Raw genomic sequence first — 22253 nt, 5'->3', positions numbered from 1 at the left:
CGCGCGCCATGTGGTCGGCGGCGCGGCGGGGCTGGAGTTACTTCGACGTGGGCATGGCGAACTCTGCGCCTTTCGGCGTGCTTTGGGGCCAGCGCTGCATCACGCTCTTTTGCTTGGTGTAAAAGCGCACGCCTTCCTCGCCGTAGGTGTGCGTGTCGCCGAACAGACTGGCCTTCCAGCCTCCGAAACCGTGCCACGCCATGGGCACTGGAATCGGTACGTTGATTCCCACCATGCCTGCCTGCACGCGGCGCGAAAACTCGCGTGCGACATGGCCGTCCCGGGTGAAGCAGGCCGTGCCGTTGCCATAGGCGTGGGTGTTGACCAACTCGAGTGCAGCGGCGAAGTCGGGCACGCGCACGCAGCTCAGAACCGGGCCGAAAATTTCTTCCTGATAGATGCTCATGGAGGGCGTCACGTTGTCGAACAGCGTGCCGCCAAGCCAGAATCCAGCCTCATACCCGTGCACGCGGTGGCTGCGACCATCGACAAGCAAGCTGGCACCCTGTGCCAAACCGGACTCGACATAGGCGGAAATGCGCTGCAGGGCTGCGGCGCTGACGATCGGACCCATCTCGGCATCGGCCTCCATGCCGTTTTTGATTTTGAGGGCACGCGTGCGTTCGACGAGCCGCGGCATGATGGCGTCTGCAGCGTCTCCCACCAACACCGCCACCGAAATGGCCATGCAGCGTTCACCGGCTGAGCCGAAGGCCGCACCCACAAGCGCGTCCACAGCCTGATCGATGTCGGCGTCAGGCATGACCACCATATGGTTCTTCGCTCCTCCCAGGGCCTGCACACGCTTGCCGTGGTGTGCTGCTTCCTGGGCAATGTGGTGCGCCACTGGGGTGGAGCCAACAAAGCTGACGGCTTTGACGTCGGGGTGTGAGAGCAGGGCGTCAACGGCGACCTTGTCACCCTGCACGACGTTGAAGACCCCATCGGGAAGTCCTGCCTGCGTCAGCAGCTCGGCCATGAACAGGCTTGGCGATGGGTCGATCGGGCTGGGCTTGAGCACGAACGTGTTGCCCGCAGCCAGCGCGACTGGAAACATCCAGCAGGGCACCATGCAAGGGAAGTTGAAAGGCGTGATCCCGGCCACGACGCCCAGGGGCTGCCTCATGGTCCAGTTATCAATCCCCGTGGACACCTGCTCGGTGTAGTCCCCCTTGAGGAGTTGCGGTATGCCGCAGGCGAACTCGATGATCTCGATGCCCCGCGTGACCTCGCCTTGCGCATCGGAGAAAACCTTGCCGTGTTCGGCGGTAATCATGGCAGCGATGGTGTCCCGATGTTGGTTCATCAAATCCAGAAACCGCAACAGGACCCGCGCGCGGCGCACCGGGGGCGTGTCCGCCCATTTCGGGAACGCAGCCTGCGCGGCGTGCACCGCAGCGCGCACGTCGGCATCATCGGCCAGTAAGACCTGACGGGCCACCGTTCCGGTGGCCGGGTTGAAGACAGGCTGCGTGCGTGAGGCCGTGCCCTGCACGGGCCGGCCGTTAATGTGGTGCGCCACGGTGGCCGTGGCGGTGAAGGCTTCGGGTGCGCCCATGCGAATCTCCAAGTCCAAATTGCGAATGACATGAAGTCTAGGACTTGCGCCGATGCTTGAATAGAGCATTTACCTGACGACATTGTTCATTGTGATGAACAATAAGACCAGGTTGCATAACCTCAGACATTGCCAGGGAGCCCATCCATGACCAACAGCGTTCCTCCGCGCGACGATTCGCTTTGGCAGCAGGTGCATTGGTTAGGTGTGATCGCCGCCACGGGCAGCCTGACCGCGGCGGCGCAGCGCCTGGGCGTGTCCAAGGCAGCTGTGAGCCAGCAACTCGCTCAACTTGAGCGCCGCATCGGTGTGCCCCTGGTCCGCAGAACCACGCGCGTGCTGCGCCTGACCGATGCTGGCCAGCGACTGGTTGACGAAACGGCACCGGCCTTTGCGCAGATTGCGCACAGTGTGTCGGCCGTTCATGACCTTGCGGCTGCTCCGCGAGGTCTGGTGCGCGTCACGGCACCGGTCGCGCTCGGTCGGCAGCATGTCACGCCGCACCTGTTGCAGTTCCTGCGTCGCTATCCCGACATTCGCGCTGAACTTGAACTGTCGGACCGGCTGACCAATTTGCCGCAGGAAGGATTCGATCTGGCGATCCGACATGTGGCGGCGCCACCCGAAAACCACGTGGCGTGGGAGTTGTGTCGCTCGCGTTCGCTGTTGGTGGCAAGCAGTGCCTATTTGCGCCGCCGCGGCATGCCCATGCACCCATCTGAGCTCGGCGGGCACGAGTGCCTCACCTATCTGCGCTCGGGTGCGGCGTCGTGGATGTTCGAACGCGGAGGGCAAGGTGACGATGGCGCCGATACCGAGCGTGTCCGGGTGGCTGTCCAGGGCCCGCTGCGCGCCAACACCAGCGAGGTCCTGCGGGAGGCGGTGCTCGCGGGGTTGGGCATTGCGCTGGTGCCCGACTTCAGTATTGACACCGCGGCCTGCCGGGGGCGTTTGCGTCTGATCCTGCCGGAGTGGAGGCCCGTGGGTTTCTTCGGGGAATCAATTTACGCGATTCGTCCCTGGAGTCCCACGACGCCTCGCGCAGTGCAGCTTCTGGTGGACCATCTGAGGTCGGCCCTCGCGGGGGGATTTGCCCCTGCTGTGGCAGCCTGATCGACGATGCATCATCTGCAGGGGCGCAGACATTGACGGCGACACGGGTCGCCTTGCGGTGGCGCGCCCCATGGCACCGTTTACGCAGCGGTTTGCCGGCACTCGATCGCGAAGCGCAGTCTTCGGTGCCAAGAACGTGGGGTGCGCAGCACGCCAAGGCACGTTGCACTGCAGCGGCGGCTTTGGCGCAACGCGGGGAAGATGCCAAAGGGGCTCCACGGGCTGGCGCGACACGACGCCACGCCACAAGGTCTGCGGTCGCAAGCCGATGGCATCGGTCATCAGTGACTTATCTCGATTTGTTGCATGCGCGCCACACATCATCCTATTCGGCGAGGTGAGAAGTCGCCAATATGTCTGCATATCAATAAGCTTTACGAGGGTTAGGCCCTATCAGAGCACTTAATCCAGCAAATTAATACAACCAGTTACGTTTAGTCTTAGGCTGCCGCGACAACCCAGCGTCGCTGGGTCGCTTCGCTCGTGGTTTTTTACCTTATCCAACATTAATTTAAATGCGATGAATAAAAAATTACTTGCAGGACTCGTTTTCGCCGCGCTAGCCCTTTCAGCTTGCGGCGGTGGTGGAGGTGGCACCACCACCACCAGCACCAGCACCAGCAGCACCGCCACAACCAGCACCAGCACAGCCCAATCTGCCTATGCAGCCTGCTCAATGAGTCAGACGAGTCCCTTGGTGGCGGTTTCATTGACTGGGCAGATTGGCAGCGCACAATTTACGCAAGGCGGCTCGCAACTGGTTTACTCGAGCTACGCGTCTAGCTTCCAGAACAACGCGCTGAGCGGTACCTTGAGCCTTGTCGCCGACCCGAGCCATCCGGGTGTGTGCATGGACGCCGGTTCTACGAACAATTCGATGCGTACCGCGATGCAAAGCAACGGGGTTTTGGGCATCTCGCATGCCATCGTCAACGGCGTCGACGAGCCGGTGATTTTGATGGCACAGAGCGCACTTGTACCCAACACAACCATCTCGTCACTTGCCGGCACCTATGTGCTCCTACGCTACCAGGCGGATAGCACTAACGGTGGCCAGACCCGATCGTCGTACGTCACGACCACCATCGACGGCACAGGCAACTGGAGTATGTGCAAAAACTCCCCGAGCTGTACCACGCCAACCGCCAGCGGGACCTACGCGCCGGTTTCGGGGAACAACTATGAGTTTGCTTTTTCTTCTGCAGGACTGGTGCGCGGGGACACTTTCATCGTCAATGATGGCGGGGCCTATATCTTGGTTAACGGCGAGCACGACACCGGTAGCGGCCTGGTACAAGGCCTGCATTTCGGCACGCCACAAAGCCCATGGTCCCCTCTCACCGGAACTTATGTCAGCAACAGCACCGACGACACCGCTGCATTATTTAACCTTGGAAGCAATATGCTGACAGCTGTTCCTAGTGGTAAATCTGTAGCGATTAATGCAGATAATCCAGTGCAGGGCTTGGCCAGTGCGACCGCGGCCGATGGCGTAACCATCGACTATTTGCTGGCGTCTCCAGGCGGTCTGTGGGTTGACGCTAGCAATACCAACAACAACTTCACCAGCGGACCTGGTTATTTTGCTTTCGGCATCACGCATTGAACGCTCCGGTGCTTGGCCAATCCAACCATGTCCTTTCTTTCGGTTATTTGTCTGATCTGTATTAGTACCGTTTTTGAGATGTGATGCAACCGAGAAGGCCAAGACTGCGCATCAACGGGCAGGCTTGGCTCTCTCATAATCCGGTCTCGATTGTGGCGAGCTCTTGATGTAATGCTTGGTGAAATTGGAGAGGCCGAGCACGTGACCGGCTGTGTCATTCTGGCCGATCACAAGACATAGGCTGTCCGGGCTACGAGGCGCCGACTACATATTCCCGAGTCAAATGCAGCCATCCCCACACCTCGGAACTCGGCAATATGCTCTTATTGAGTCGGCGTTGAACAATCTTCAAGGCCTTGATTTTGTTTGTAAAAGATGGTGAGGCTGGTGATCGGAATTGCAGGCTGGAGCGTTAAACACCGAGATTTCCTGCAAATTTCGACGAGGTTTGGTGCATGGGTCCGCATTCCCCGCAGTCGCCGCCGCCGGATCTGTTCCGGGCGCGGTTGGATGAACAAATCAACATGAAGCATCCGCTGGTGCGCCTGGCCGGTTTGATCGACTGGGACGAGATCCATCGCACGTTTGCCGGGCACTTCAACTCGGGCCGTGGCCGCCCGGCGCTGTCTCCCCGGCTGGTGGCGGGGCTGCTGTACCTGCAGCACGCGTTTGACGCCTCCGATGACGCGGTGGTGAACACCTGGGTGGAGAACCCCTACTGGCAGTTCTTCACGGGGGAGACGTACCTGCAGACCGAAGCGCCCGTGGATCCCTCGAGCCTGACGCGCTGGAGAAAGCGCATTGGCGAGGCCGGCGTTGAGACGCTGCTGGCGCTGACGATCGAGGCGGCGCGCAAGGCCGGGATGATCAGCAAGACGAGCGTAGAGCGCGTCATCGTGGACACGACCGTGATGCCCAAGGCCATTGCCCATCCGACCGACAGCCGGCTGCTGGAGCGGAGCCGCCAGCATCTGGTCAGGCTGGCCGACGAAGGCGGCATCGAGCTTCGCCAGAACTACAACCGCGAGGCCCCACGCCTGGCGGCGCAGATCGGGCGCTACGCGCACGCCAAACAGTTCAAACGGATGAAGAAGGCCTTGCGTACCCTGCGCAGCCGCGTCGGGCGGGTGCACCGCGAGGTCGGGCACAAGCTGCACGCGCTGCCCGAAGCCCAGCGGGACAAAGCCCAGGATCTGCTGCAGCGTGCCGGGCGCATTCTGACGCAGAAGACCAAGGACAAGAACAAGCTGTACGCGCTGCATGCCCCCGAGGTCGAGTGCATCTCGAAAGGCAAGGCCAGGACGCCCTACGAGTTCGGCGTGAAGGTCACGATCGCCACCACGCTCAAGGAGGGCCTGGTCGTGGGCATGCGCTCGATGCCGGGCAACCCTTGGGATGGCCACACGCTGGCTGAAACCCTGGAACAAGTGGAGATCCTGGCCGACGCCAAGCCGAAGATCGCCATTGTCGACAAAGGCTACCAGGGGGTGAAGGTCGACGGCGTGCGCATCTTGCGCTCAGGCCAGAAACGCGGTCTCACACGAACGCTGCACGCAATGGTCAAGCGGCGCAGCGCAATCGAACCCGCCATCGGCCACATGAAATCCGACGGCCGACTCGCCCGCAATCCGCTCAAAGGCGCACTCGGAGATGCCTTGCATGCCGTGATGTGCGGCGCCGGCCACAACATCCGTCTGCTGCTGAAGAAGCTGAGGCTTCTTTGCGCCCGCATTGCCGACGCCGTACACGCATGGCTGGCGGCGAACGCGCCGCCAGGATCTATCCCCGTGGGCTCGGTCAGCTGAAAACGCCATTGTTCAGCGCCGACTATTGATGAACTCTCCCGCCGCTAAACGCATGGCGTTGTAGCGGGGGTTTCGCGGGTCACCGACCTGGACTTGCCACGTTGCCGTGGCAGAGGTTTGGGTCTCGCCGCCAAGCCCGTCCCAGGCGTGTCCTGCGTGTTGTGCGGGTCGATGAGAACCACCATTGCGCTGTTGCGGTCGCGCGGCATGACGTGCCCGCAGGGCGGGCAGATGTGCATGCCTTGGCTCAGCGTCTTGGGCACGATCTCCCAACACGCCGAGCAGCGCTGCGACGGTTTGAGCTGGCGCGTGTTGCTCAGATGCAGTCGCGTACCAGCTTCTTCCGCTTTGTACGCCAGCATCGGATGCGCCATGCCGAATCCCGCCGAGAGGATCTCCCGGTTGAGTCCGGCCTTTTGCCGCACGGGACGGCCCGGTGTCTCCACCGTGCCGCGTGCGCTGCGGCTCATGGTCTTCGGGGCCAGTTGCTCAGTCGCCAGGACGGCGCAGGACTGGACCATGCACCTGGTTTTCTTGTGCACGAAGTCCCGGCGCAGATTGGCAATCCGGTCGTGCAGCCGCGCGATGTCATGGCCAAGCCGCTTGTGCCGCACGGATCCTTTGCGCTTCCTGGCGCGCTGCCGCTGCAGCGCCGCCAGCTTCGGTCGATCGACGCGCACCCAGCGCGGGTTGTCGATGGTCCGTCCGTCGTCGAACGCGGCCCAGTCGGTGATGCCGAAATCCATCCCGCGGCGCATGTCGGCAGTGCGCTGCCGCACGCATGCCGACTCTGGCACGCGGAGCGTCACCGACACAAACGACTGCCCGTTCCTGCGCATGATCGTGATGTCGTTGGGCTTTGCCTCCGCCCCGAAGCGGTGCCGCCCGCGTGCCCGGATGGACAGGGCGGCATCGCCACTGCCCAACCGAAGCGTGGCACCACGGCCGCCATGCTGCATCAGCTTCCACCCCGCCGGATCGGGATAGGCAAAGCCCGAGAATCGCTTCGCGGATTTGAACCGCGGGAAGCCGGGCGTCTGCCCAGCCTTGACCCGGCGAAAGAACGACTGGAATGCGCGATCCAGCCGCCGCAGCGTCTGCTGCAAGGCATGACCGCCGAGCTCCACGAACTCGGGCCGATAAGCCTTGATCTGTGGCAGCGCGTTTTGCTGGTCGTAGTAACTGATCGCTTCTTGGCCTTGCGCCAGGCGTCGATGCGATCTTCCAGCGCGCCACGTTGTATAGCTCGCAGTGCAGTCGCGTCCACGACCGTGATAGGCGCTCTGGTGGGTGGTCGCAGATCAGGTCCGCAGGACCGGGCGACGCCCGGAGCCTCGCAAGGCGGTATCCTGCCTTCCCATGGCTGAAGGTCGGCATCTCGCGGAGAACTTGATGAAAAAATGGGCACTCATTACGGGCGCGTCGGGCGGCATCGGTCTGGAAATTGCGCGCGTACTGGCCGAGAAGGGCTATGCGCTGGTATTGACAGCGCGGGACGAAGACGCTCTCGAGCGACTGGCGCAGGCGTTAGAAGGGGAGCACGGGGCGCACTGTTTGACTGTCGCGCTGGATCTCGGCGTGCCGGGCGGTGTCGATGCGCTGGTGCGTTTTGTCGCTGAAGCCGGTGTGCAACCGAGTGTGCTGGTGAACAACGCCGGGATGGGTGTGTACGGGCGTTTCGCCGATGTCGATCCCGTGCGCATCCAAGCCATGGTCGATCTCAACGTCGGCGCGCTCACCCGATTGACCGCTTTGCTGCTGCCCGCAATGTTGAAGCATGGCGGGGGACGCATTTTGAACGTGGCGAGTACTGCGGCCTTCCAGCCAGGGCCGGGCATGGCCGTGTACTTCGCCAGCAAAGCCTATGTGCTGTCGCTGAGTGAGGCGCTGGATGTGGAACTGCGGCCTTTGGGCATCACTGTCACGGTTCTTTGTCCTGGCGCGACGGACACGGGCTTTATGTCCAGTGCCCGAGCCGAGCATTCGGCCTTGTTCAAGGGCCGTCTCGCCAAGGCCAGGGATGTGGCGCAATACGGCGTGGCGGCAATGGAGCGCGGCCAGCGCATTGCCGTTCATGGCCAGATCAACCGCATCATGGCCCTTGGCGTGCGTTTCACGCCAAGGCGCCTGGCGGCAGCGATGGCCGGGTGGATGGTGCGCGAAGTTTGAATTCCGCCGCTGCGGGGCTAGTCCCGAGCTGCGGGACGGGGATCGCTGGAACCTGAAGCCGGCCCGCCGGGCGGTGCGGAGGTCGCAGCGTCCCCGCAGACAGGGCACTGCGGGTTTCGGGCGATGCCAATGGTTTGAATGTCCATATCCAGCGCATCGACAAGCATGAGTCGCCCGGCCAGACTTTGACCTGCACCCGCTATGAGCTTGAGTGCTTCGGCCGCCTGCAAGCTACCGATGATGCCCACCAAGGGCGCGAATACGCCCATCACCGCACACCGGACTTCTTCGACCGCCGCATCAGGCGGAAAAAGGCAGGCGTAACAGGGGCCGCGCTCACCATGGGGGGAGGAACGTGCATCGAACACACTGACTTGGCCATCGAACCGGATCGCCGCGCCGCTGACGAGCGGAATCCCCTGGTGCACGCAAGCGGCGTTGAGGGCGTGGCGAGTGGCGAAGTTGTCACTGCAATCGATCGCCACGGTGGCGTGCGCGACCAGATTGGCCAGCAAGGCGGCATCGGCGCGCGCTGACACAACGTCGACCCGGGCGTGCGGGTTGATGGCATGCATGGCGGCGCGGGCCGATTCCACCTTGGGTTCACCCACGCGCGCCATCGTGTGTGCGATCTGGCGCTGCAGATTCGTGAGATCGACGGTGTCGTCGTCCACGAGGGTGATGCGCCCAACACCTGAACTTGCCAAGTACAGCACGACCGGGGAGCCCAGCCCACCTGCTCCGATGACGAGCGCGTGGCTCGCAGCGATCCGCTCCTGCCCCTCGACACCGATGTCATCGAGCAGGATGTGGCGCGAGTAACGCAACAGATCGAAATCGTTCATGCGGTCAGCTATCCAGCCATCCACCGGCTTGTGCACACGGCGGCGCCGTACGGAGCTTGCACCAGTCCCCGCGACACAGGGAAAGGCCAATTCGTCTTTCGCTTCTTTTCTTATTTGACGGTGGGTTTTGTTGTGGAGGTGGCGGCAGGCGGTTTGGCTGGTGAAGCCGCAGCGGAACTGCTCGTGGCAGCCTTGCCAGTCTTCTCCGTTGCTTCGGCCACGAGCTTGGCGGTTGCCACCGGTTTGCCCTGCAGGTAGTTCAAGGCTTGTTCCAACTGCCAGTCCTGTTTGCTGCCGTACTCGGGCAGTTTGGGGAACTTGTCCGGGTCCTTCTCGATTTGCGCCTCGAGCAGGCGGCGCGCCTCCTCCTGTTTGCGCAGTTCTTCCTTCACGCCCGCTGAGTCGGCGGCACCGGCCCCGGTGCCAATCTGGTTCTTGTAGTCCACTTCGCGCATGCGCAGCGCCGCATAGGGGTCACCAGTGGGCAGTGGGTCGACAAAATAGTTTGGTGTGATGCCCTTTGCCTGGATGGATTCGCCATTGGGCGTGTAGTAGCGCGCCGTTGTCAGCTTGAGCGCCGTGTCCGGGCCAAGCGGCAAGACGGTCTGCACAGAACCCTTGCCAAAGGTTTGCGTGCCCATGACGACGGCGCGCTTGTAGTCCTTGAGCGCGCCTGTGACGATTTCCGAGGCCGAGGCCGAACCGCCGTTGACCAACACCACGAGCGGCACCTGCTTGACCATGGCCGGCAAACTGGCCAGCGGATTCTCGCCTGCGGTGCGTGAATAGTCGCTTGGCGTGTTGCGGTAGCTCACATTCGCTTCGGGAATCTGGCCACGGGTCGAGACGATCACGGAGTCTTGGGGGAGGAACACCGAGGCCACGCCCACGGCGCTCTCGAGCAGGCCGCCTGGGTCGTTGCGCAGGTCGAGCACGATGCCCTTGAGCTTGGGGTCTTCCTTGTGGATTTCGTCAATTTTCTTCACGAAATCCGACAAAGTGTCGGACTGGAACTGGGTGATGCGCACCCAGGCATAGCCCGGCGCAACGATCTTGCCCCGCACGCTTTGCACATGGATTTCCTCGCGCGTCACCGTCACGCTGAACGTGCGGCTTTCGCTCTTGCGCAGGATGGTCAGCGTCACCTTGGTGCCAGGCTTGCCGCGCATGAGCTTGACGGCCTGATTCAGGGTCATGCCCTTCACCGGTGTGTCGTTGATACGGGTGATGAGATCGCCCGCGAGAATGCCGGCGCGCGCCGCAGGTGAGCCTTCAATGGGCGACACCACCTTCACAAGCCCGTTCTCGGCGGCAATTTCGATGCCCACGCCGACGAACTTGCCGCTTGTGCTTTCCCGGAATTCCTTGAAATTCTTTTGGTCGAGATATTCCGAATGTGGATCAAGGCTGCTGACCATGCCCGTAATGGCATCGTTGACCAGTTTCTTGCCATCCACGGGCTCAAAATAGTCAGCCTTGATGAGGCCGTACACTGCGGCAAACTGCTGAAGCTCTTCCAGCGGAAGAGGCGACACAGCGCCCCGCGCCATGGCCTGCAACTGGAGTGTTGCCAAGGCGCCGGTGAGTACACCGGCCGTAATCCAAGCCGCGATTTTCAGTTTGCCAGCCATGCGTGATTCCTCGAAGACGCAACAGTATAGAGTGCGGAAATCAGCCGGATTTGCGCATGGGAAAGCACGCGCGGCGGCTTGCGCCTGGAGCCTCGAGCACCAACTCGTGCAGCGGACTCAGCGCGCAACTGCCGGCGCTTCGAGGTAATAGCGACGGATGGGTTTGAGCGCCGCATCCAGTTCGTACACCAGGGGTATGCCGTTGGGAATGTTCAGGCCGACGATATCCGCGTCAGAGATGCCGTCGAGATGCTTGACGATGGCGCGCATGGAATTGCCATGCGACACGGCCAGAATGCGCTTGCCGGAGCGGATGGCCGGGGCGAGTGATTCTTCCCAGAGCGGCAGCACGCGACGAACCGTGTCCTTCAGACACTCGGCCAGAGGGAGATCCATCGGGTTGGCGCGCGCATAGCGGGGATCGGCCGCCAATTCGTGACGGTGCTTTTCGTCCATGGATGGCGGTGGCGTGTCATAGCTGCGGCGCCACATGTGTACCTGCTCATCGCCATATTTGGCGGCCGTCTCGGCCTTGTTCAGCCCCTGCAGGGCGCCGTAATGCCGCTCGTTCAGCCGCCAGCTGTGCACGGTGGGCAACCACATGCGATCCATCTCATCGAGCGTCAGCCACAGCGTGCGGATCGCGCGCTTGAGCACGGAGGTGTACGTGATGTCGAAATCCAGCCCATGCGCTTTGAGCAAACGCCCCGCTTCCCGTGCTTCGTTCTGCCCCTTCTCCGTGAGATCCACGTCCACCCAGCCGGTGAAGCGGTTTTCTTGATTCCAGGTGGATTCGCCGTGGCGTATCAGGACGAGTTTGTACATGGTCTGAGGGGAGGTGCGCTTGAAGTGAGCCGGAAATCTGGGTGGTGATCCTCCATGGTAGTGGAGCCTTGGGGTGCATCCGGCGCACTGCGGCAACGACAGGCCCATTTTGATGCGTCGCAATAATCCCGCCTGCCAGGCTGGTGATCGGCCGCGGCTGTATGCGCTCGGGCTGATGTTCCTAAAATGACGGTTTTCCTCGATTTGGAGTCGGCATTTTGAAATTCGTCATCGACAATCTCGCGCTGATCGCCATTGCCTTGGTCTCGGGTGGCATGCTGCTGTGGTCCACGTTCTCGCGAGGCACGGGCGGCGGCGTGACGCCGGCCGAGGCGGTTCGTCTGGTCAATCGCGAAAAGGGTGTGCTGATCGACGTGTGTGAGCCGGCCGAACACTCGGGCGGGCATTGCCCCGGCTCGCGCAACATCCCCCTGGGGCAAATCGAGCAGCGCCAGTCGGATCTGCCCAAGAACAAGGAAACGCCAGTTCTGGTGATGTGCCAAAGCGGCGCGCGTGCCAGCCGCGCGGCCATGACCCTGCGCAAACTTGGCTACGTGCGGGCAAGTGCTGTGGCGGGCGGGTTGCGTGCTTGGCGTGAAGCCGGGTTGCCCGTGGAAAAGAGCTGATCGTCCATTTGCGCGTCTTGTCTTCCCACTTTGCTTGGACCCCAATCGCCTTTGCGCCCAGCGCGCATCATTGGCCGTCGCGCCATTCGGAGGCACCACGTGGCCGCAAGGCCATTGCCCTGCCGACGGCCCGTCCGGCGCCATTTTTGGAGCACTCATGACCCAGGTTCGCATGTACACCACCGCTGTTTGCCCGTATTGCCTTCGCGCCAAGGCGTTGTTGCACAAGCGTGGCGTGCAGGAGATTGAGGAAATCCGGATTGATCTGGACCACCACGCGCAAAAGCAGATGATGGAAATGACGGGGCGGCGCACGGTGCCGCAGATTTTCATCGGCGCCACGCACGTCGGCGGTTGCGACGACCTGTACGCGCTTGACGCGCGCGGCGGATTGGAGCCGCTGCTTCAGGCACCGAAGGACTGAGCACGCCGATGGTCCTGGGGCGCGTGGCGCGCGACTCCTACAATCGCACGTTTCCCTTCCATCCGCCGTAAGCGGCGGGCCCACTTTCTGGAGCCTTCTTGCATGAGCACACCCACCAACACCGCAGCTGCTGAACAGCAACCGGTTTTCATGCTGCAGCGCTGCTATCTGAAGGACTTGTCGCTGGAGCAGCCCAACGCGCCGAAGATCCTTCTGGAGCAGGCCCAGCCGACCGTGGACGTGCAGATGAACGTGGAGTCCCAAGCTGTCGTGGAGGGCATTTTTGAGGTGGCCATCACCGCCACGATCACGGCGCGTGTCAATGACCAGACCCTGTTCCTCGTCGAGGGCAAGCAGGCTGGCATTTTCGAGTTGCGAAACATTCCGCAGGAGCATGCCGACCTGCTCCTTGGCATCGCTTGCCCGCAGACGGTCTATCCCTACCTTCGCGCCAACTTGGCTGACGCCATCACGCGCGCCGGTTTTCCGCCGGTGCATTTGGCCGAGATCAATTTCCAGGCGATGTATGAGAGCCAGCAGGCCCAGAAGGCCGGCCAGGCCCCCAGCGGTCTGGTCGCGCCTGATGGCTCGGCCCTGAACTGAGTTGGGCGAGTCCGCCGGCATCCGGCGGACTGATCTCGCACGGCATGCGCCCGACTCGCCCGATCTAACCCGCATGCCCTGGCTTTGCTCGGACTGAAGCAGGCTCGCATGAACATTTCCATTCTTGGCGCAGGCGCTTGGGGTACGGCTCTGGCCTGTCAAATCGCCATGCGTCACGCCGTGCAGCTCTGGGGGCGTGACGCGGCGCAGATGCAACTTCTGCGGGGACGTGGCGAGAACACGCGGTACCTGCCCGGTGCGCTCCTTCCTGAGTCGATGGATACCACGTCAGATCTCAGAGGGGCGCTCGCGCACGCAGGGCGCGATGGTTTGCTCGTCTTGGCGGTTCCCGTCGCCGGGCTGCGTGAGGTGGCCCAGGCCATTCGCGCCTACGGCAGCCAAGGTTCGTCGCCTCCGCAGCACGTGCTCATTCTGGCCAAGGGCTTTGAGCGTGGCAGCCGGCTGCTGCCGCACGAAGTCCTCGAAGCCGTCTTCGACGGGTGGAGTGCGCGCCCGGCGGTGGGCGTGCTTTCGGGGCCGAGTTTTGCGCAGGAGGTGGCGCGTGGCCTGCCCGTGGCCTTAACGTTGGCCAGCAGTGACGAGGCGCTGATCCGGCATGGCGTGCAAGCCCTGCACGGTGGCAGCATGCGTGTGTATGCCAGCGCCGACCTGCTTGGCGTGGAAGTAGGAGGGGCTGTGAAAAACGTGCTCGCCATCGCTTGCGGTGTGAGCGATGGTCTGGAGCAAGGCCACAATGCCCGGGCGGCGTTGATTACCCGAGGATTGGCGGAAATGGCACGTTTGGGGCTGGCGCTTGGTGCGCGCATGGAGACCTTCATGGGCCTGAGTGGCGTGGGGGATCTGGTGCTCACCTGCACCGGCGAGCTGTCACGCAATCGGCGCGTCGGGCTGCAACTGGCAGCGGGCAAGCCGCTGGCCCATATCGTGGCCGAACTCGGTCATGTCGCCGAGGGCGTGTACACCGCGCAAACGGTGCTTGAGCTGTCGCGCGATCGCAGGGTGGACATGCCCATCGCGAGCTCGGTGGCGGACCTGCTGGCTGGCCATCGCAGCGCGCGGGACGCGCTGCATGCGCTGCTGGCGCGTGAGCCGCAGCCGGAGGTTGCGCGTGGCGGAGCTCTGCGGTGATCCGCCTCATCGTCGGTCTGGGCAATCCAGGGCCCGAGCATGCGCAACAGCGCCACAACGCGGGATTCTGGTGGGTGGACCAGATCGTGCAGCGCGAGAGCGTGAGCCTGCGGGCAGAGCGTGGTTTTTTCGGTGACGTGGCGCGGCTGCGGGGGCCGCAGGGCGACGTTTGGCTCTTGGAGCCAAGCACTTACATGAACCGCTCAGGCCAGGCTGTGGCGGCGCTGGCGCGCTTCTACAAATTCGCCCCTGAGCAAATCCTGGTTGCGCACGACGAGCTTGATCTGCAGCCCGGGCAGATCAAGTTCAAGCTCGGTGGTGGTCATGCCGGCCACAATGGCCTGCGCGACATCGCGGCGCAGTTGGGCACGTCACAGTTCTGGCGCCTGCGCATCGGCATCGGGCATCCTGGCGACCGGGCCGCCGTGATCGGTTTTGTCCTCGGCCGGCCGCCCCGCAGCGAACTCGAGCGCATCGAGGAAGCGATGCAGCGAGGCCTTGACGAATTGCCGAGAATCATGCGTGGCGAATTCGAGGCGGCGATGATGCATTTGCATCGGGGCAATCCCGCAATGCCGGGTGCTGCGAAGTCGCCGCCAAAGGATGAGTCTGCCTGATCGGTTTGCCCCCAATGCGACGGGTCCCGCGCATTGGGCGTCTAGGGCCTTTCATCGATGCGCCATGCGCGGGGCTGCCGGCGAGGGGGCAGGCTGGCCATTTTTCCAACATCCACCACGCGGCTGTCGGTCCTGCCAGCTCGCCAGTCTTCGGGCCCCGTAGCGTGCCCGTGGCCCCCTAAGTACAAGTGCTGCGGGCCGGCTGCAAGGCGGACACGGTTGATGCGTCGGCATCCAAGCCAACGAGACGGCGGTAGCGGGCCATGAGCGTGTCATGGTCTTCCACGCGATCCGGGCGCACGGGGATGCAGCTCACTGGGCACACCTGCACGCACTGTGGCTGGTCAAAATGGCCCACGCATTCCGTGCAGCGGTCGGGGTCGATTTCGTAGATCTCCGGCCCCATGGAAATGGCCTGATTCGGGCATTCGGGCTCGCACACATCGCAATTGATACATTCGTCGGTGATCCACAGCGCCATCGTGTCTCTCCTCTAGTGCGGCACATGTCCGGCAAGCTTGGTGGCCAAGCGTTCTGTCACCAAGGGAACCACGAATTTGCTGACATCGCCACCGAGCAGGGCAATTTCCCGCACGAACGTCCCGGATACGAACTGGTATTGATCGCCCGGCGTCATGAAAATCGTCTCAACTTCGGGCATGAGCTGGCGATTCATGCCGGCCATCTGAAACTCGTATTCGAAGTCGCTGACCGCGCGCAAGCCACGAATGATCACCGCCGCCTCGCGCTCCAGCACGAAATCACGCAGCAGTCCGCTGAATCCCTCGACTTTCACGTTCTTGTAGGGAGCCAGGATGCTCCGAGCCAAGTCCAGGCGCTCATGCATCCCGAACAAGGGGTTCTTGTGATGCCCGCCCGCTACGGCAACGATGAGCCTGTCACAGAGCTTGGCCGCCCGCCGGACCAAGTCTTCATGGCCGCGGGTGAATGGGTCGAAGGTGCCTGGATAGACAGCGGTCAGCATGGTGGGCTCCGCGTTTTTTTGTGCAATGCGGCAGTTTAGTGCGAGGGGGTGGAGTCTGGCTGGCGCTGCAGCAGCGCGTAATGCACGCCGCCGGCGCGCGCCTGACGCCGAATGTTCCAGGCGGGATTGCTTGCGCAAGCGCCGAGAAGCCCGGCTTCGGGTGCTTCCAGATAGACGAGTCCGCCCGTTGGCACCAGGCGTTGGGCCGCAGCAAGAGCGCGCTCGTGCAGGCCTGCTTCGGCCTCGGCGAACGGTGGATCGATGAACACGACGTCAAAGCTCTCCGCCGCACAGCGTTCAGCGAATTGCAAGGCATCCTGCACATGCACGGTGACCTGGCTTGTGTTGAGGCGGGTGCAGGCATCGGCCAGCAGCTTGGCCAGCCTGGCGTCGCGTTCGACCATGTCAACGCGCGCCGCGCCGCGCGAAGCCGCTTCCAGCCCCAGCGCTCCGCTGCCGGCAAACAGGTCAAGGCAGCGCAGGCCCGTGAGATCCTGGCCCAGCCAATTGAACAGCGTCTCGCGCACGCGATCGGGTGTGGGGCGAAGACCGGGGTGATCGGCGACGGTCAGCTTGCTGCGTTTAAGGTGTCCGCCGATGATGCGCACCTCACCCGGGGCTCGCGTGGCCCGGTGGGCAGGCTTGGCGATCGAACCTGGTTTGGGTGGCATAAGCAGTGTGGGAAAAGGCGGCAAGATGGGTGGTGCGCCGTGAAAGCATAGCCGCTCGCCCCAGCGCCGGTGATGCAAGACGCGCGGGCGGGCGACAATATGCGCCTGCGCATGCATCGGCGTGCCATCCATCCTGTTCCTGTTTCCATGTTCCGATTTTTCAAGCGTAAGCCTGTTGCCTCTCCATCCGCCGAGCCCGTCCTGCCGGAGCTGGAGGGCGCAATGGAGCCGTCCATTGCTGCCTCGGTTGGCGCCGAAACGATACCCGACCGCTCAACGGAGCGATTGCCACAGAAGTCTGCCAATGCGCCTTCGGCAACGGCGGCGTCGGGTTGGTTTTCCCGATTGCGGCAGGGCTTGCGCAAGAGCGGTGCAGGCATTTCGGGGCTGTTCGGGGGCAGTCGTGTCGATGAATCGCTGTACGAGGAGCTGGAATCCGCGCTGATCCAGGCCGATGCGGGCATGCCGGCGACGCAGTATGTGCTCGAGCGGCTTCGCAAGGCAGTGCGCGCCGCGCGCGCCGAGACGCCGCAACAGGTTAAGGAGTTGCTGCGCGACGTGCTAGCCGAGTTGCTCGCCCCGCTGGAAAAGCCGCTGGACATTGGGCTTACGGCGCCGACAGTCATCATGATGGTGGGGGTCAATGGCGCGGGCAAGACCACCAGCATCGGCAAGCTCACGCGCTACCTGCAGCTGGCGGGCTGCAAGGTCCTGTTGGCGGCTGGCGATACGTTTCGCGCCGCCGCGCGCGAGCAGCTTGCGGCGTGGGGCGAGCGAAATGCGGTTCAGGTCATCGCGCAGCAGGGCGGGGATCCGGCGGCGGTCGCCTTTGACGCAGTGACGGCGGGGCGTGCGCGTGGCATGGACGTCGTGATTGTGGATACGGCGGGGCGCTTGCCGACGCAGCAGCACCTGATGGACGAGTTGGCCAAGGTCAAGCGTGTTGTGGGCAAGGCGATGGAGGGCGCCCCGCACGAATCCATCCTGGTCATCGACGCCACCAACGGCCAGAATGCGCTGGCTCAACTTCGCGCTTTTGATGACACCTTGAAGCTGACGGGAATCATCCTCACGAAGCTTGACGGCAGCGCCAAGGGTGGCGTCATTGCCGCCATCGCACGCGAGCGGCCGGTGCCGATCTATTTCATCGGTGTGGGCGAGTCGCTTGAAGACTTGCAGACCTTCGATGCCCGCGCCTTCGCGCAGGCGCTTGTGGGCTGAGGGCATCGCGGATCGACTGCGCCGGAGTCAATGTATGCAGCCACCTTGGCCATCGCAAGAGCCGCCGCTCGGCACGGCCTTGCCCGGGTGGGCGCCGCCGCCCGTGCCGAGCCATACCGTGCTGCTCGGCAAGTATGCTCGCTTGGAGGCCCTGCGGCCTGGCCATTGTGCTGCGCTGTACCGTGCTTTTGCTGCGGATGTTGCCGGGCGCATGTGGGCTTACCTGCCCTATGGACCTTTTGAGAGCGTCAGGGCCTATCAGGCCTGGGTCGAGGAGCAATGCGGCGGGGTTGACCCGCTGTTCTTCGCGATTGTCGAGCGCAGCAGTGGCCAGCCGTGCGGTGTGGCGGCCTATTTGCGGATCGACGCGAAGAACGGCTGCATCGAGATCGGTCACTTGGCATTCGCGCCCAGCCTTCAGCGCACAGTTGCCGCAACGGAGGCGCTGTTTCTGCTGCTCGACAATGCCTTTGGTCTGGGATACCGACGTGTGGAGTGGAAGTGCAACGCGTTGAACGCCGCGTCTCGGCGCGCTGCGCAGCGCCTGGGTTTCAGCTTCGAGGGGTTGTTCCGCCAGGCGGCGGTTGTCAAAGGGCGCAACCGAGACACAGCGTGGTACGCCGTGCTCGATCAAGAATGGTCCACTTTGCGCTCTGCACACCTGCAATGGTTGGCTGCGGAGAACTTCGACGCGACGGGCCGGCAGCGCCTTGCTTTGGCCGATCTCACGCGGCCGCACCTTGTTGCACATGGTTGAGATCTCAAAGGGGCAGGTTCGCGCCAGGCCACATCGCTGATCCTGCGCGACAGCCGCTCGGGCGTCAACAAGTTGGGTGAGACCAGTGTCGATGCCTGAGGCCTCGTCCGTCAGCGGCACGGGCATCACGACCGCGTTGACCAGAACGCTGCGTGTTACCGTGCCACCCGCGTCGCGTGTCGGTCAGGCTCGTCACCTTGGCCTCGTCGCGCAGCGGGCGGCTGCAGCACAGAGCCAGGGGCGTGTCGTGCTTGGACAGCGTGAAGCGCGAACACTTCGCGCGCCCGCCAAAGAAATTGGCGATGCCACTGGTCAGGCGGCGCAGGCTCTGCTCGCCGCGCTCTTATGACCGGCTGGATAAGCCGCTCGTGACCGGGCTCCGCGCGGTGGGCAGTCGCGTTGGGGCGCCCCCAAGTCAGCCGCCGTGGGTTCCCGGGAGCCCAGTTTGCCGGCCGGCCGAGGGCTCGCTCGGCGATGGTCCGATTTGCGTCGCGAATGCTGGTGCGAGCCACGGTTGCGGTGGTCTGCTTCGGCCCGAGGACTCGAGCGGCGACTGCGGCGGAGAAGCTATGGGTCCCAGGGCTACACTGACCTGTCCATGAGCCTGCTGTTGTTCAAGATCGTCATCACGCCGTTGTTAATTGGTGGGGCCACGTTACTTCAGCGCCGTTTCGGCGGTGCCGTCGGGGGACTGGTCACGGGCTTGCCAGTGACCTCGGCACCGTTGTCGGTTTTTCTCGCGCTGCAGAACGGTTCGGTGTTTGCGGCCAAGGCGGCAGTCGGAACTCTGCTCGGTCTTATCGCCATGGCCGGATTCTGTGCTACTTACGCTCGTGCTGCGCGTGGCAAGCGATGGCTGCCAGCGATGGCCTTGGCGACGGTGGCGTGCGCGGCCCTGTTCACCGTACTCGCGCGCGTGCCCCAGCGCCCGGGCTTGGCGGCCGCGATGGTCTTTCCAGTTCTTCTGGGTCTAGTCTTACTTGTTGGCCGCCAAGTGCCAGGGGCCCCAGTACCGCACCCATGGTGGGATCTGCCCGCTCGGATGATGTTCGCACTCGCTGCGGTGATCGGCATCACCGCAGCGAGTGCGAACCTTGGACCGACTTGGAGCGGCATGCTGGCCACATTACCGGTCTTGTCGGCCATTATGGGCGGCTTTACCCACCGCCAGGCAGGGCCAGAGCCGGCAAAGACGCTGCTCCGCGGCATCATCGTGGGTTCCCTGGGCGCGGCGGCTTTCAATCTTGTCGTCGCCATGGAACTGCGGCATGCCGGTGTTGCTTCGGCCTATTGCGCCGCATTGCTTGCAGCGCTCTGCGTGGCCGCGCTTGGTCACGCGTTACTCGGGTCACGCATGCGACTGCGCGAGATGAATGGTTGACAACCTCCCCGCCCTTGGCTTTCGCCACCGCTTGCGCGGGAAGGACCGGGATTCCTGCGGCGCTACGCATGAGTGACCTCGTGCGCAGTCGCTTCGGTGGGTTCCTGCTTCGCCGAGGGGCCCGAATGCACCACCTCTTCACGGGCTGCAACGCGGTGTCCCCGCGCCAAAATATTCATCGCGCCGACCACATCGGCATGATTCGCATAGCCACGCGCCACGCACTTTGAACTGCGCCTGCGTGCGGCGATTGTCGGCCGACACATGGCCACAGTCTGGGCAGGTGCGGCTGGTGTTGTGCGGTGGCACGGCCACCAGCCAGCCGCCGTTCCACGCCAGCTTGTACTCAAGCTGGCGACGAAACTCGCCCCAGCCCTGATCCAGGATCGACTTGTTCAGGCCGCTCTTGGCCCGAACGTTGCTTCCCGGCTTCTCGGCGTTGCCCCTGGCTGAGCGCGACATGGTCCTCACCTGCAAGGCCTCTCAACGTCGTGCCGCGCTTCAGCGAGCAAAACCGCCAGGCCAACGCGGGGCTGGTCGATGTTCTCGTGCATCTCGCGTCGGCCAAGGGCGTGACACGCGCGCAGATTGCAATCGCCTGGCTTCTGGCGCAAAGGCCCTGGATCGTGCCGATTCCGGGCACGACCAAGCTGCATCGCCTCGAGGAGAACGTGGGGGCAGTTGCCGTCGATCTCACAGCGCAGGATCTTTCGGCGATCGAAGCGGGGCTGCAACAGGTCACCATCGTCGGCGACCGCTATCCGGCCCATTTGCAACAGCGGGTCGATCGTTGATGCCTTGCCCGCGCGCACCTTGCGTGCGGTGAAAGCTCAATTGCGCGATAGCGGAAATGGACTGCTGCCACCGACCCGGGCGTGCGTTTGAGCACATTGGCCATGGCCGACAGATCATGGATGGGAGCGGCCTTCCTGTTTCCGGATTCGTCGAGCCGATCCCAACCGGTGCGGAGGAACATGCGCTCTTACGCGGGCACGTGAAGCGCACATGCATGCTGGACGGTTCCCTGCTCGACCTGCAGCGTTGAGTGGCCGATGGAGAAGCGCGTACGGAGGTCGTTGGCGATGCCGTCGAGCACGGCATCGCCTGGATAGCCGGCCGGCATCACCAGATGCGCCGTCAGAGCGCTCTCCGTCGTGCTCATGCCCCAGATGTGCAGATCATGCACATCGGCTACGCCGGGCTGGCTGCGCAGGAACTCCGACACCGCGCCGGCGTCGATGCCTGCGGGCACGGCAGAGAGGATCAAGACGACGGATTCGCGCAGCAGCCCCCAGGTGCCTGCGACGATCATGCCCACGATCGCCAAGCTGACCAGCGGGTCGAGCCAGTACCAGCCGGTTGCCATGATGGACAAGCCGGCGACGACGACACCCAGCGATACGGCCGCGTCGGCTGCCATGTGGAGGTAGGCGCCCCGGACGTTGATGTCGGTTTTGCTGCCGCGCACGAACAGCCAGGCGGAAAACCCGTTAACGAGGATGCCCGCAGCCGACACCAGCGTGATGGTCAGGCCGGCGACGGGAGGAGGCACAAGCACGCGCAGGGCGGCTTCCCAGACGATCGCGCCGCATGCGAGCAATAGCAGCACGGCGTTGGCCAGCGCCGCGAGGATTGACATGCTGCGCAGCCCGTAGGTGTAGCGGGGCGTGGGCGCACGCTTGCCCAGGATCGAAGCGGTCAAAGCCAGCCCCAATCCGAGGACGTCGGAGAGATTGTGGCCGGCATCAGCCATCAGGGCCGTCGAGTTCGCCGCCAACCCGAACCCGAACTGTGCGACGACGAACAGCGAGTTGAGCACTATGGCGATTCGGAAGGCTGACGCCTGTTTGTCCGGATCGCCATGGTGATGATGATCCCCACCATGCCCGCAGGCATGGGGGTCACGATCGTGGTGGTCGTGGTCGTGAGCCATTATTCGACGTCCGAATGGGGTTCGGCAATGTGCTCGATCATGTCCTGAAGCATGTCCGAGACGTGGCGGTCAGCGGCGGAGTACAGCACGTGCCTTCCCTGTCGCTCGAACTTCACCAGACGCGCCGCACGCAGCAGGCGCAAGTGGTGGCTAACCAGCGTGGGCGTCAGGGCCAATGCCGCGGCTAGATCGCCGACGGCGATAGGTCCCTGAAGGCACGTGACGATGATGCGCAGCCGTGTGGTGTCCCCCAGCAGGTGGAACAGGTCGGCCAGCTGTGGAAGATGGGCATCCGGAGGTGATGTGTGCATTGGATAACATATGAATAGCTGTT

General features: G+C 63.4%; 22 protein-coding genes and 2 pseudogenes. 13 read left to right on the top strand and 11 right to left on the bottom strand.

Annotated elements, in window-relative coordinates; genetic code table 11:
* Nucleotides 1-37 precede the first annotated feature (37 nt).
* Nucleotides 38-1558, bottom strand: a complete 1521-nt coding sequence (locus CD04_RS0109150) for a CoA-acylating methylmalonate-semialdehyde dehydrogenase (protein WP_031406111.1) — start codon at nucleotides 1556-1558, stop codon at nucleotides 38-40.
* 147 nt (nucleotides 1559-1705) lie between these two features.
* On the opposite strand from CD04_RS0109150, the gene CD04_RS0109145 reads away from it, so the two are divergent.
* The 3 genes from CD04_RS0109145 (at nucleotide 1706) to CD04_RS0109135 (ending at nucleotide 6082) form a co-directional block, all read left to right on the top strand.
* Nucleotides 1706-2671 carry a LysR family transcriptional regulator gene (locus CD04_RS0109145; protein WP_031406109.1) on the top strand — a complete coding sequence of 322 codons (966 nt, stop codon included), beginning with the start codon at nucleotides 1706-1708 and terminating at the stop codon, nucleotides 2669-2671.
* A gap of 520 nt (nucleotides 2672-3191) precedes the next feature.
* Nucleotides 3192-4277 carry a hypothetical protein gene (locus tag CD04_RS0109140; RefSeq protein WP_031406107.1) on the top strand — a complete coding sequence of 362 codons (1086 nt, stop codon included), beginning with the start codon at nucleotides 3192-3194 and terminating at the stop codon, nucleotides 4275-4277.
* A gap of 455 nt (nucleotides 4278-4732) precedes the next feature.
* Nucleotides 4733-6082, top strand: a complete 1350-nt coding sequence (locus CD04_RS0109135) for an IS5 family transposase (RefSeq protein ID WP_031406105.1) — start codon at nucleotides 4733-4735, stop codon at nucleotides 6080-6082.
* Nucleotides 6083-6126: 44 nt separating this feature from the next.
* On the opposite strand, the gene CD04_RS21630 is transcribed toward CD04_RS0109135, so the two are convergent.
* Nucleotides 6127-7269, bottom strand: a complete 1143-nt coding sequence (locus tag CD04_RS21630; RefSeq protein WP_231480617.1) for a transposase — start codon at nucleotides 7267-7269, stop codon at nucleotides 6127-6129.
* 205 nt (nucleotides 7270-7474) lie between these two features.
* On the opposite strand from CD04_RS21630, the gene CD04_RS0109125 reads away from it, so the two are divergent.
* Nucleotides 7475-8251, top strand: a complete 777-nt coding sequence (locus tag CD04_RS0109125; protein WP_031406103.1) for an SDR family oxidoreductase — start codon at nucleotides 7475-7477, stop codon at nucleotides 8249-8251.
* Nucleotides 8252-8268: 17 nt separating this feature from the next.
* On the opposite strand, the gene CD04_RS0109120 is transcribed toward CD04_RS0109125, so the two are convergent.
* From CD04_RS0109120 to gpmA, 3 genes are all read right to left on the bottom strand, one after another.
* Nucleotides 8269-9096 carry a molybdopterin-synthase adenylyltransferase MoeB gene (locus CD04_RS0109120; protein ID WP_051849053.1) on the bottom strand — a complete coding sequence of 276 codons (828 nt, stop codon included), beginning with the start codon at nucleotides 9094-9096 and terminating at the stop codon, nucleotides 8269-8271.
* Nucleotides 9097-9206: 110 nt separating this feature from the next.
* Nucleotides 9207-10727, bottom strand: coding sequence for a S41 family peptidase (locus CD04_RS0109115; protein ID WP_031406098.1), 1521 nt, complete (start codon nucleotides 10725-10727; stop codon nucleotides 9207-9209).
* A 117-nt stretch (nucleotides 10728-10844) separates the two neighbouring features.
* On the bottom strand, nucleotides 10845-11552 hold the full coding sequence (gpmA, locus tag CD04_RS0109110; protein ID WP_031406096.1) for a 2,3-diphosphoglycerate-dependent phosphoglycerate mutase: 708 nt from the start codon (nucleotides 11550-11552) through the stop codon (nucleotides 10845-10847).
* A gap of 218 nt (nucleotides 11553-11770) precedes the next feature.
* On the opposite strand from gpmA, the gene CD04_RS0109105 reads away from it, so the two are divergent.
* From CD04_RS0109105 to pth, 5 genes are all read left to right on the top strand, one after another.
* The gene (locus CD04_RS0109105; protein ID WP_031406094.1) at nucleotides 11771-12178 is read left to right on the top strand and encodes a rhodanese-like domain-containing protein; all 408 of its coding nucleotides are present in this window, start codon (nucleotides 11771-11773) and stop codon (nucleotides 12176-12178) included.
* Between the two features lie 157 nt (nucleotides 12179-12335).
* Complete coding sequence (gene grxC, locus CD04_RS0109100) at nucleotides 12336-12602, top strand: glutaredoxin 3 (RefSeq protein WP_031406092.1); 267 nt, start codon at nucleotides 12336-12338, stop codon at nucleotides 12600-12602.
* Between the two features lie 102 nt (nucleotides 12603-12704).
* Nucleotides 12705-13205, top strand: a complete 501-nt coding sequence (secB, locus tag CD04_RS0109095; RefSeq protein ID WP_031406090.1) for a protein-export chaperone SecB — start codon at nucleotides 12705-12707, stop codon at nucleotides 13203-13205.
* A gap of 108 nt (nucleotides 13206-13313) precedes the next feature.
* Nucleotides 13314-14354: an NAD(P)H-dependent glycerol-3-phosphate dehydrogenase gene (locus CD04_RS0109090; RefSeq protein ID WP_031406088.1), complete on the top strand. Its 1041-nt coding sequence runs from the start codon at nucleotides 13314-13316 to the stop codon at nucleotides 14352-14354.
* On the top strand, nucleotides 14351-14971 hold the full coding sequence (pth, locus tag CD04_RS0109085) for an aminoacyl-tRNA hydrolase (protein WP_038167662.1): 621 nt from the start codon (nucleotides 14351-14353) through the stop codon (nucleotides 14969-14971). The genes CD04_RS0109090 and pth overlap by 4 nt, the downstream gene beginning before the upstream one ends.
* A 178-nt stretch (nucleotides 14972-15149) precedes the next feature.
* Here the strand turns inward: pth and CD04_RS21625 are convergent, their stop codons facing one another.
* The 3 genes from CD04_RS21625 to rsmD are packed head-to-tail and all read right to left on the bottom strand — an operon-like array spanning nucleotide 15150 to nucleotide 16759.
* Nucleotides 15150-15452 (bottom strand): YfhL family 4Fe-4S dicluster ferredoxin, encoded by a 303-nt coding sequence (locus CD04_RS21625; protein ID WP_038167660.1) that lies wholly within the window; start codon nucleotides 15450-15452, stop codon nucleotides 15150-15152.
* A 12-nt stretch (nucleotides 15453-15464) separates the two neighbouring features.
* Complete coding sequence (gene coaD, locus CD04_RS0109075) at nucleotides 15465-15956, bottom strand: pantetheine-phosphate adenylyltransferase (RefSeq protein ID WP_031406082.1); 492 nt, start codon at nucleotides 15954-15956, stop codon at nucleotides 15465-15467.
* A 35-nt stretch (nucleotides 15957-15991) separates the two neighbouring features.
* Nucleotides 15992-16759 carry a 16S rRNA (guanine(966)-N(2))-methyltransferase RsmD gene (gene rsmD / locus CD04_RS0109070; protein ID WP_369792790.1) on the bottom strand — a complete coding sequence of 256 codons (768 nt, stop codon included), beginning with the start codon at nucleotides 16757-16759 and terminating at the stop codon, nucleotides 15992-15994.
* 15 nt (nucleotides 16760-16774) lie between these two features.
* Here rsmD and ftsY point away from each other — a divergent pair, with 15 nt between their 5' ends.
* From ftsY to CD04_RS0109050, 3 genes are all read left to right on the top strand, one after another.
* Nucleotides 16775-17848, top strand: a complete 1074-nt coding sequence (ftsY, locus tag CD04_RS0109065; RefSeq protein WP_031406079.1) for a signal recognition particle-docking protein FtsY — start codon at nucleotides 16775-16777, stop codon at nucleotides 17846-17848.
* A gap of 34 nt (nucleotides 17849-17882) precedes the next feature.
* Nucleotides 17883-18605: a GNAT family N-acetyltransferase gene (locus CD04_RS0109060; protein ID WP_031406076.1), complete on the top strand. Its 723-nt coding sequence runs from the start codon at nucleotides 17883-17885 to the stop codon at nucleotides 18603-18605.
* Nucleotides 18606-19203: 598 nt separating this feature from the next.
* Nucleotides 19204-19986: a hypothetical protein gene (locus CD04_RS0109050; protein WP_038167658.1), complete on the top strand. Its 783-nt coding sequence runs from the start codon at nucleotides 19204-19206 to the stop codon at nucleotides 19984-19986.
* A gap of 62 nt (nucleotides 19987-20048) precedes the next feature.
* Here CD04_RS0109050 and CD04_RS0109045 read toward each other — a convergent pair.
* Nucleotides 20049-20469 (bottom strand): annotated as a pseudogene (locus CD04_RS0109045) (RNA-guided endonuclease InsQ/TnpB family protein); the annotation flags it as partial.
* 2 nt (nucleotides 20470-20471) lie between these two features.
* Here CD04_RS0109045 and CD04_RS0109040 point away from each other — a divergent pair.
* A pseudogene (locus CD04_RS0109040) lies at nucleotides 20472-20780 on the top strand (aldo/keto reductase); the annotation flags it as partial.
* A 188-nt stretch (nucleotides 20781-20968) separates the two neighbouring features.
* On the opposite strand, the gene CD04_RS0109035 reads toward CD04_RS0109040, so the two are convergent.
* Both CD04_RS0109035 and CD04_RS0109030 read right to left on the bottom strand, forming a co-directional pair.
* On the bottom strand, nucleotides 20969-21919 hold the full coding sequence (locus tag CD04_RS0109035; protein ID WP_031406066.1) for a cation diffusion facilitator family transporter: 951 nt from the start codon (nucleotides 21917-21919) through the stop codon (nucleotides 20969-20971).
* Nucleotides 21919-22230: a helix-turn-helix transcriptional regulator gene (locus CD04_RS0109030; RefSeq protein ID WP_031406064.1), complete on the bottom strand. Its 312-nt coding sequence runs from the start codon at nucleotides 22228-22230 to the stop codon at nucleotides 21919-21921. The genes CD04_RS0109035 and CD04_RS0109030 overlap by 1 nt, the downstream gene beginning before the upstream one ends.
* Nucleotides 22231-22253: the final 23 nt, after the last annotated feature.

The organism is Thiomonas sp. FB-Cd (assembly GCF_000733775.1).
Taxonomy (GTDB): Bacteria; Pseudomonadota; Gammaproteobacteria; order Burkholderiales; family Burkholderiaceae_C; genus Thiomonas_A.
This window is presented reverse-complemented; position numbering and strand designations above follow the sequence as displayed.

What these genes read in the sequence shown, in the direction of transcription:
- CD04_RS0109150 (WP_031406111.1), bottom strand. Translation starts at nt 1,558, where the DNA reads ATGGGCGCACCCGAAGCCTTCACCGCCACGGCCACCGTGGCGCACCAC.
- CD04_RS0109145 (WP_031406109.1), top strand. Translation starts at nt 1,706, where the DNA reads ATGACCAACAGCGTTCCTCCGCGCGACGATTCGCTTTGGCAGCAGGTG.
- CD04_RS0109140 (WP_031406107.1), top strand. Translation starts at nt 3,192, where the DNA reads ATGAATAAAAAATTACTTGCAGGACTCGTTTTCGCCGCGCTAGCCCTT.
- CD04_RS0109135 (WP_031406105.1), top strand. Translation starts at nt 4,733, where the DNA reads ATGGGTCCGCATTCCCCGCAGTCGCCGCCGCCGGATCTGTTCCGGGCG.
- CD04_RS0109125 (WP_031406103.1), top strand. Translation starts at nt 7,475, where the DNA reads ATGAAAAAATGGGCACTCATTACGGGCGCGTCGGGCGGCATCGGTCTG.
- CD04_RS0109120 (WP_051849053.1), bottom strand. Translation starts at nt 9,096, where the DNA reads ATGAACGATTTCGATCTGTTGCGTTACTCGCGCCACATCCTGCTCGAT.
- CD04_RS0109115 (WP_031406098.1), bottom strand. Translation starts at nt 10,727, where the DNA reads ATGGCTGGCAAACTGAAAATCGCGGCTTGGATTACGGCCGGTGTACTC.
- gpmA (WP_031406096.1), bottom strand. Translation starts at nt 11,552, where the DNA reads ATGTACAAACTCGTCCTGATACGCCACGGCGAATCCACCTGGAATCAA.
- grxC (WP_031406092.1), top strand. Translation starts at nt 12,336, where the DNA reads ATGACCCAGGTTCGCATGTACACCACCGCTGTTTGCCCGTATTGCCTT.
- secB (WP_031406090.1), top strand. Translation starts at nt 12,705, where the DNA reads ATGAGCACACCCACCAACACCGCAGCTGCTGAACAGCAACCGGTTTTC.
- CD04_RS0109090 (WP_031406088.1), top strand. Translation starts at nt 13,314, where the DNA reads ATGAACATTTCCATTCTTGGCGCAGGCGCTTGGGGTACGGCTCTGGCC.
- CD04_RS21625 (WP_038167660.1), bottom strand. Translation starts at nt 15,452, where the DNA reads ATGGCGCTGTGGATCACCGACGAATGTATCAATTGCGATGTGTGCGAG.
- coaD (WP_031406082.1), bottom strand. Translation starts at nt 15,956, where the DNA reads ATGCTGACCGCTGTCTATCCAGGCACCTTCGACCCATTCACCCGCGGC.
- rsmD (WP_369792790.1), bottom strand. Translation starts at nt 16,759, where the DNA reads ATGGATGGCACGCCGATGCATGCGCAGGCGCATATTGTCGCCCGCCCG.
- ftsY (WP_031406079.1), top strand. Translation starts at nt 16,775, where the DNA reads ATGTTCCGATTTTTCAAGCGTAAGCCTGTTGCCTCTCCATCCGCCGAG.
- CD04_RS0109060 (WP_031406076.1), top strand. Translation starts at nt 17,883, where the DNA reads ATGCAGCCACCTTGGCCATCGCAAGAGCCGCCGCTCGGCACGGCCTTG.
- CD04_RS0109050 (WP_038167658.1), top strand. Translation starts at nt 19,204, where the DNA reads ATGAGCCTGCTGTTGTTCAAGATCGTCATCACGCCGTTGTTAATTGGT.
- CD04_RS0109035 (WP_031406066.1), bottom strand. Translation starts at nt 21,919, where the DNA reads ATGGCTCACGACCACGACCACCACGATCGTGACCCCCATGCCTGCGGG.
- CD04_RS0109030 (WP_031406064.1), bottom strand. Translation starts at nt 22,230, where the DNA reads ATGCACACATCACCTCCGGATGCCCATCTTCCACAGCTGGCCGACCTG.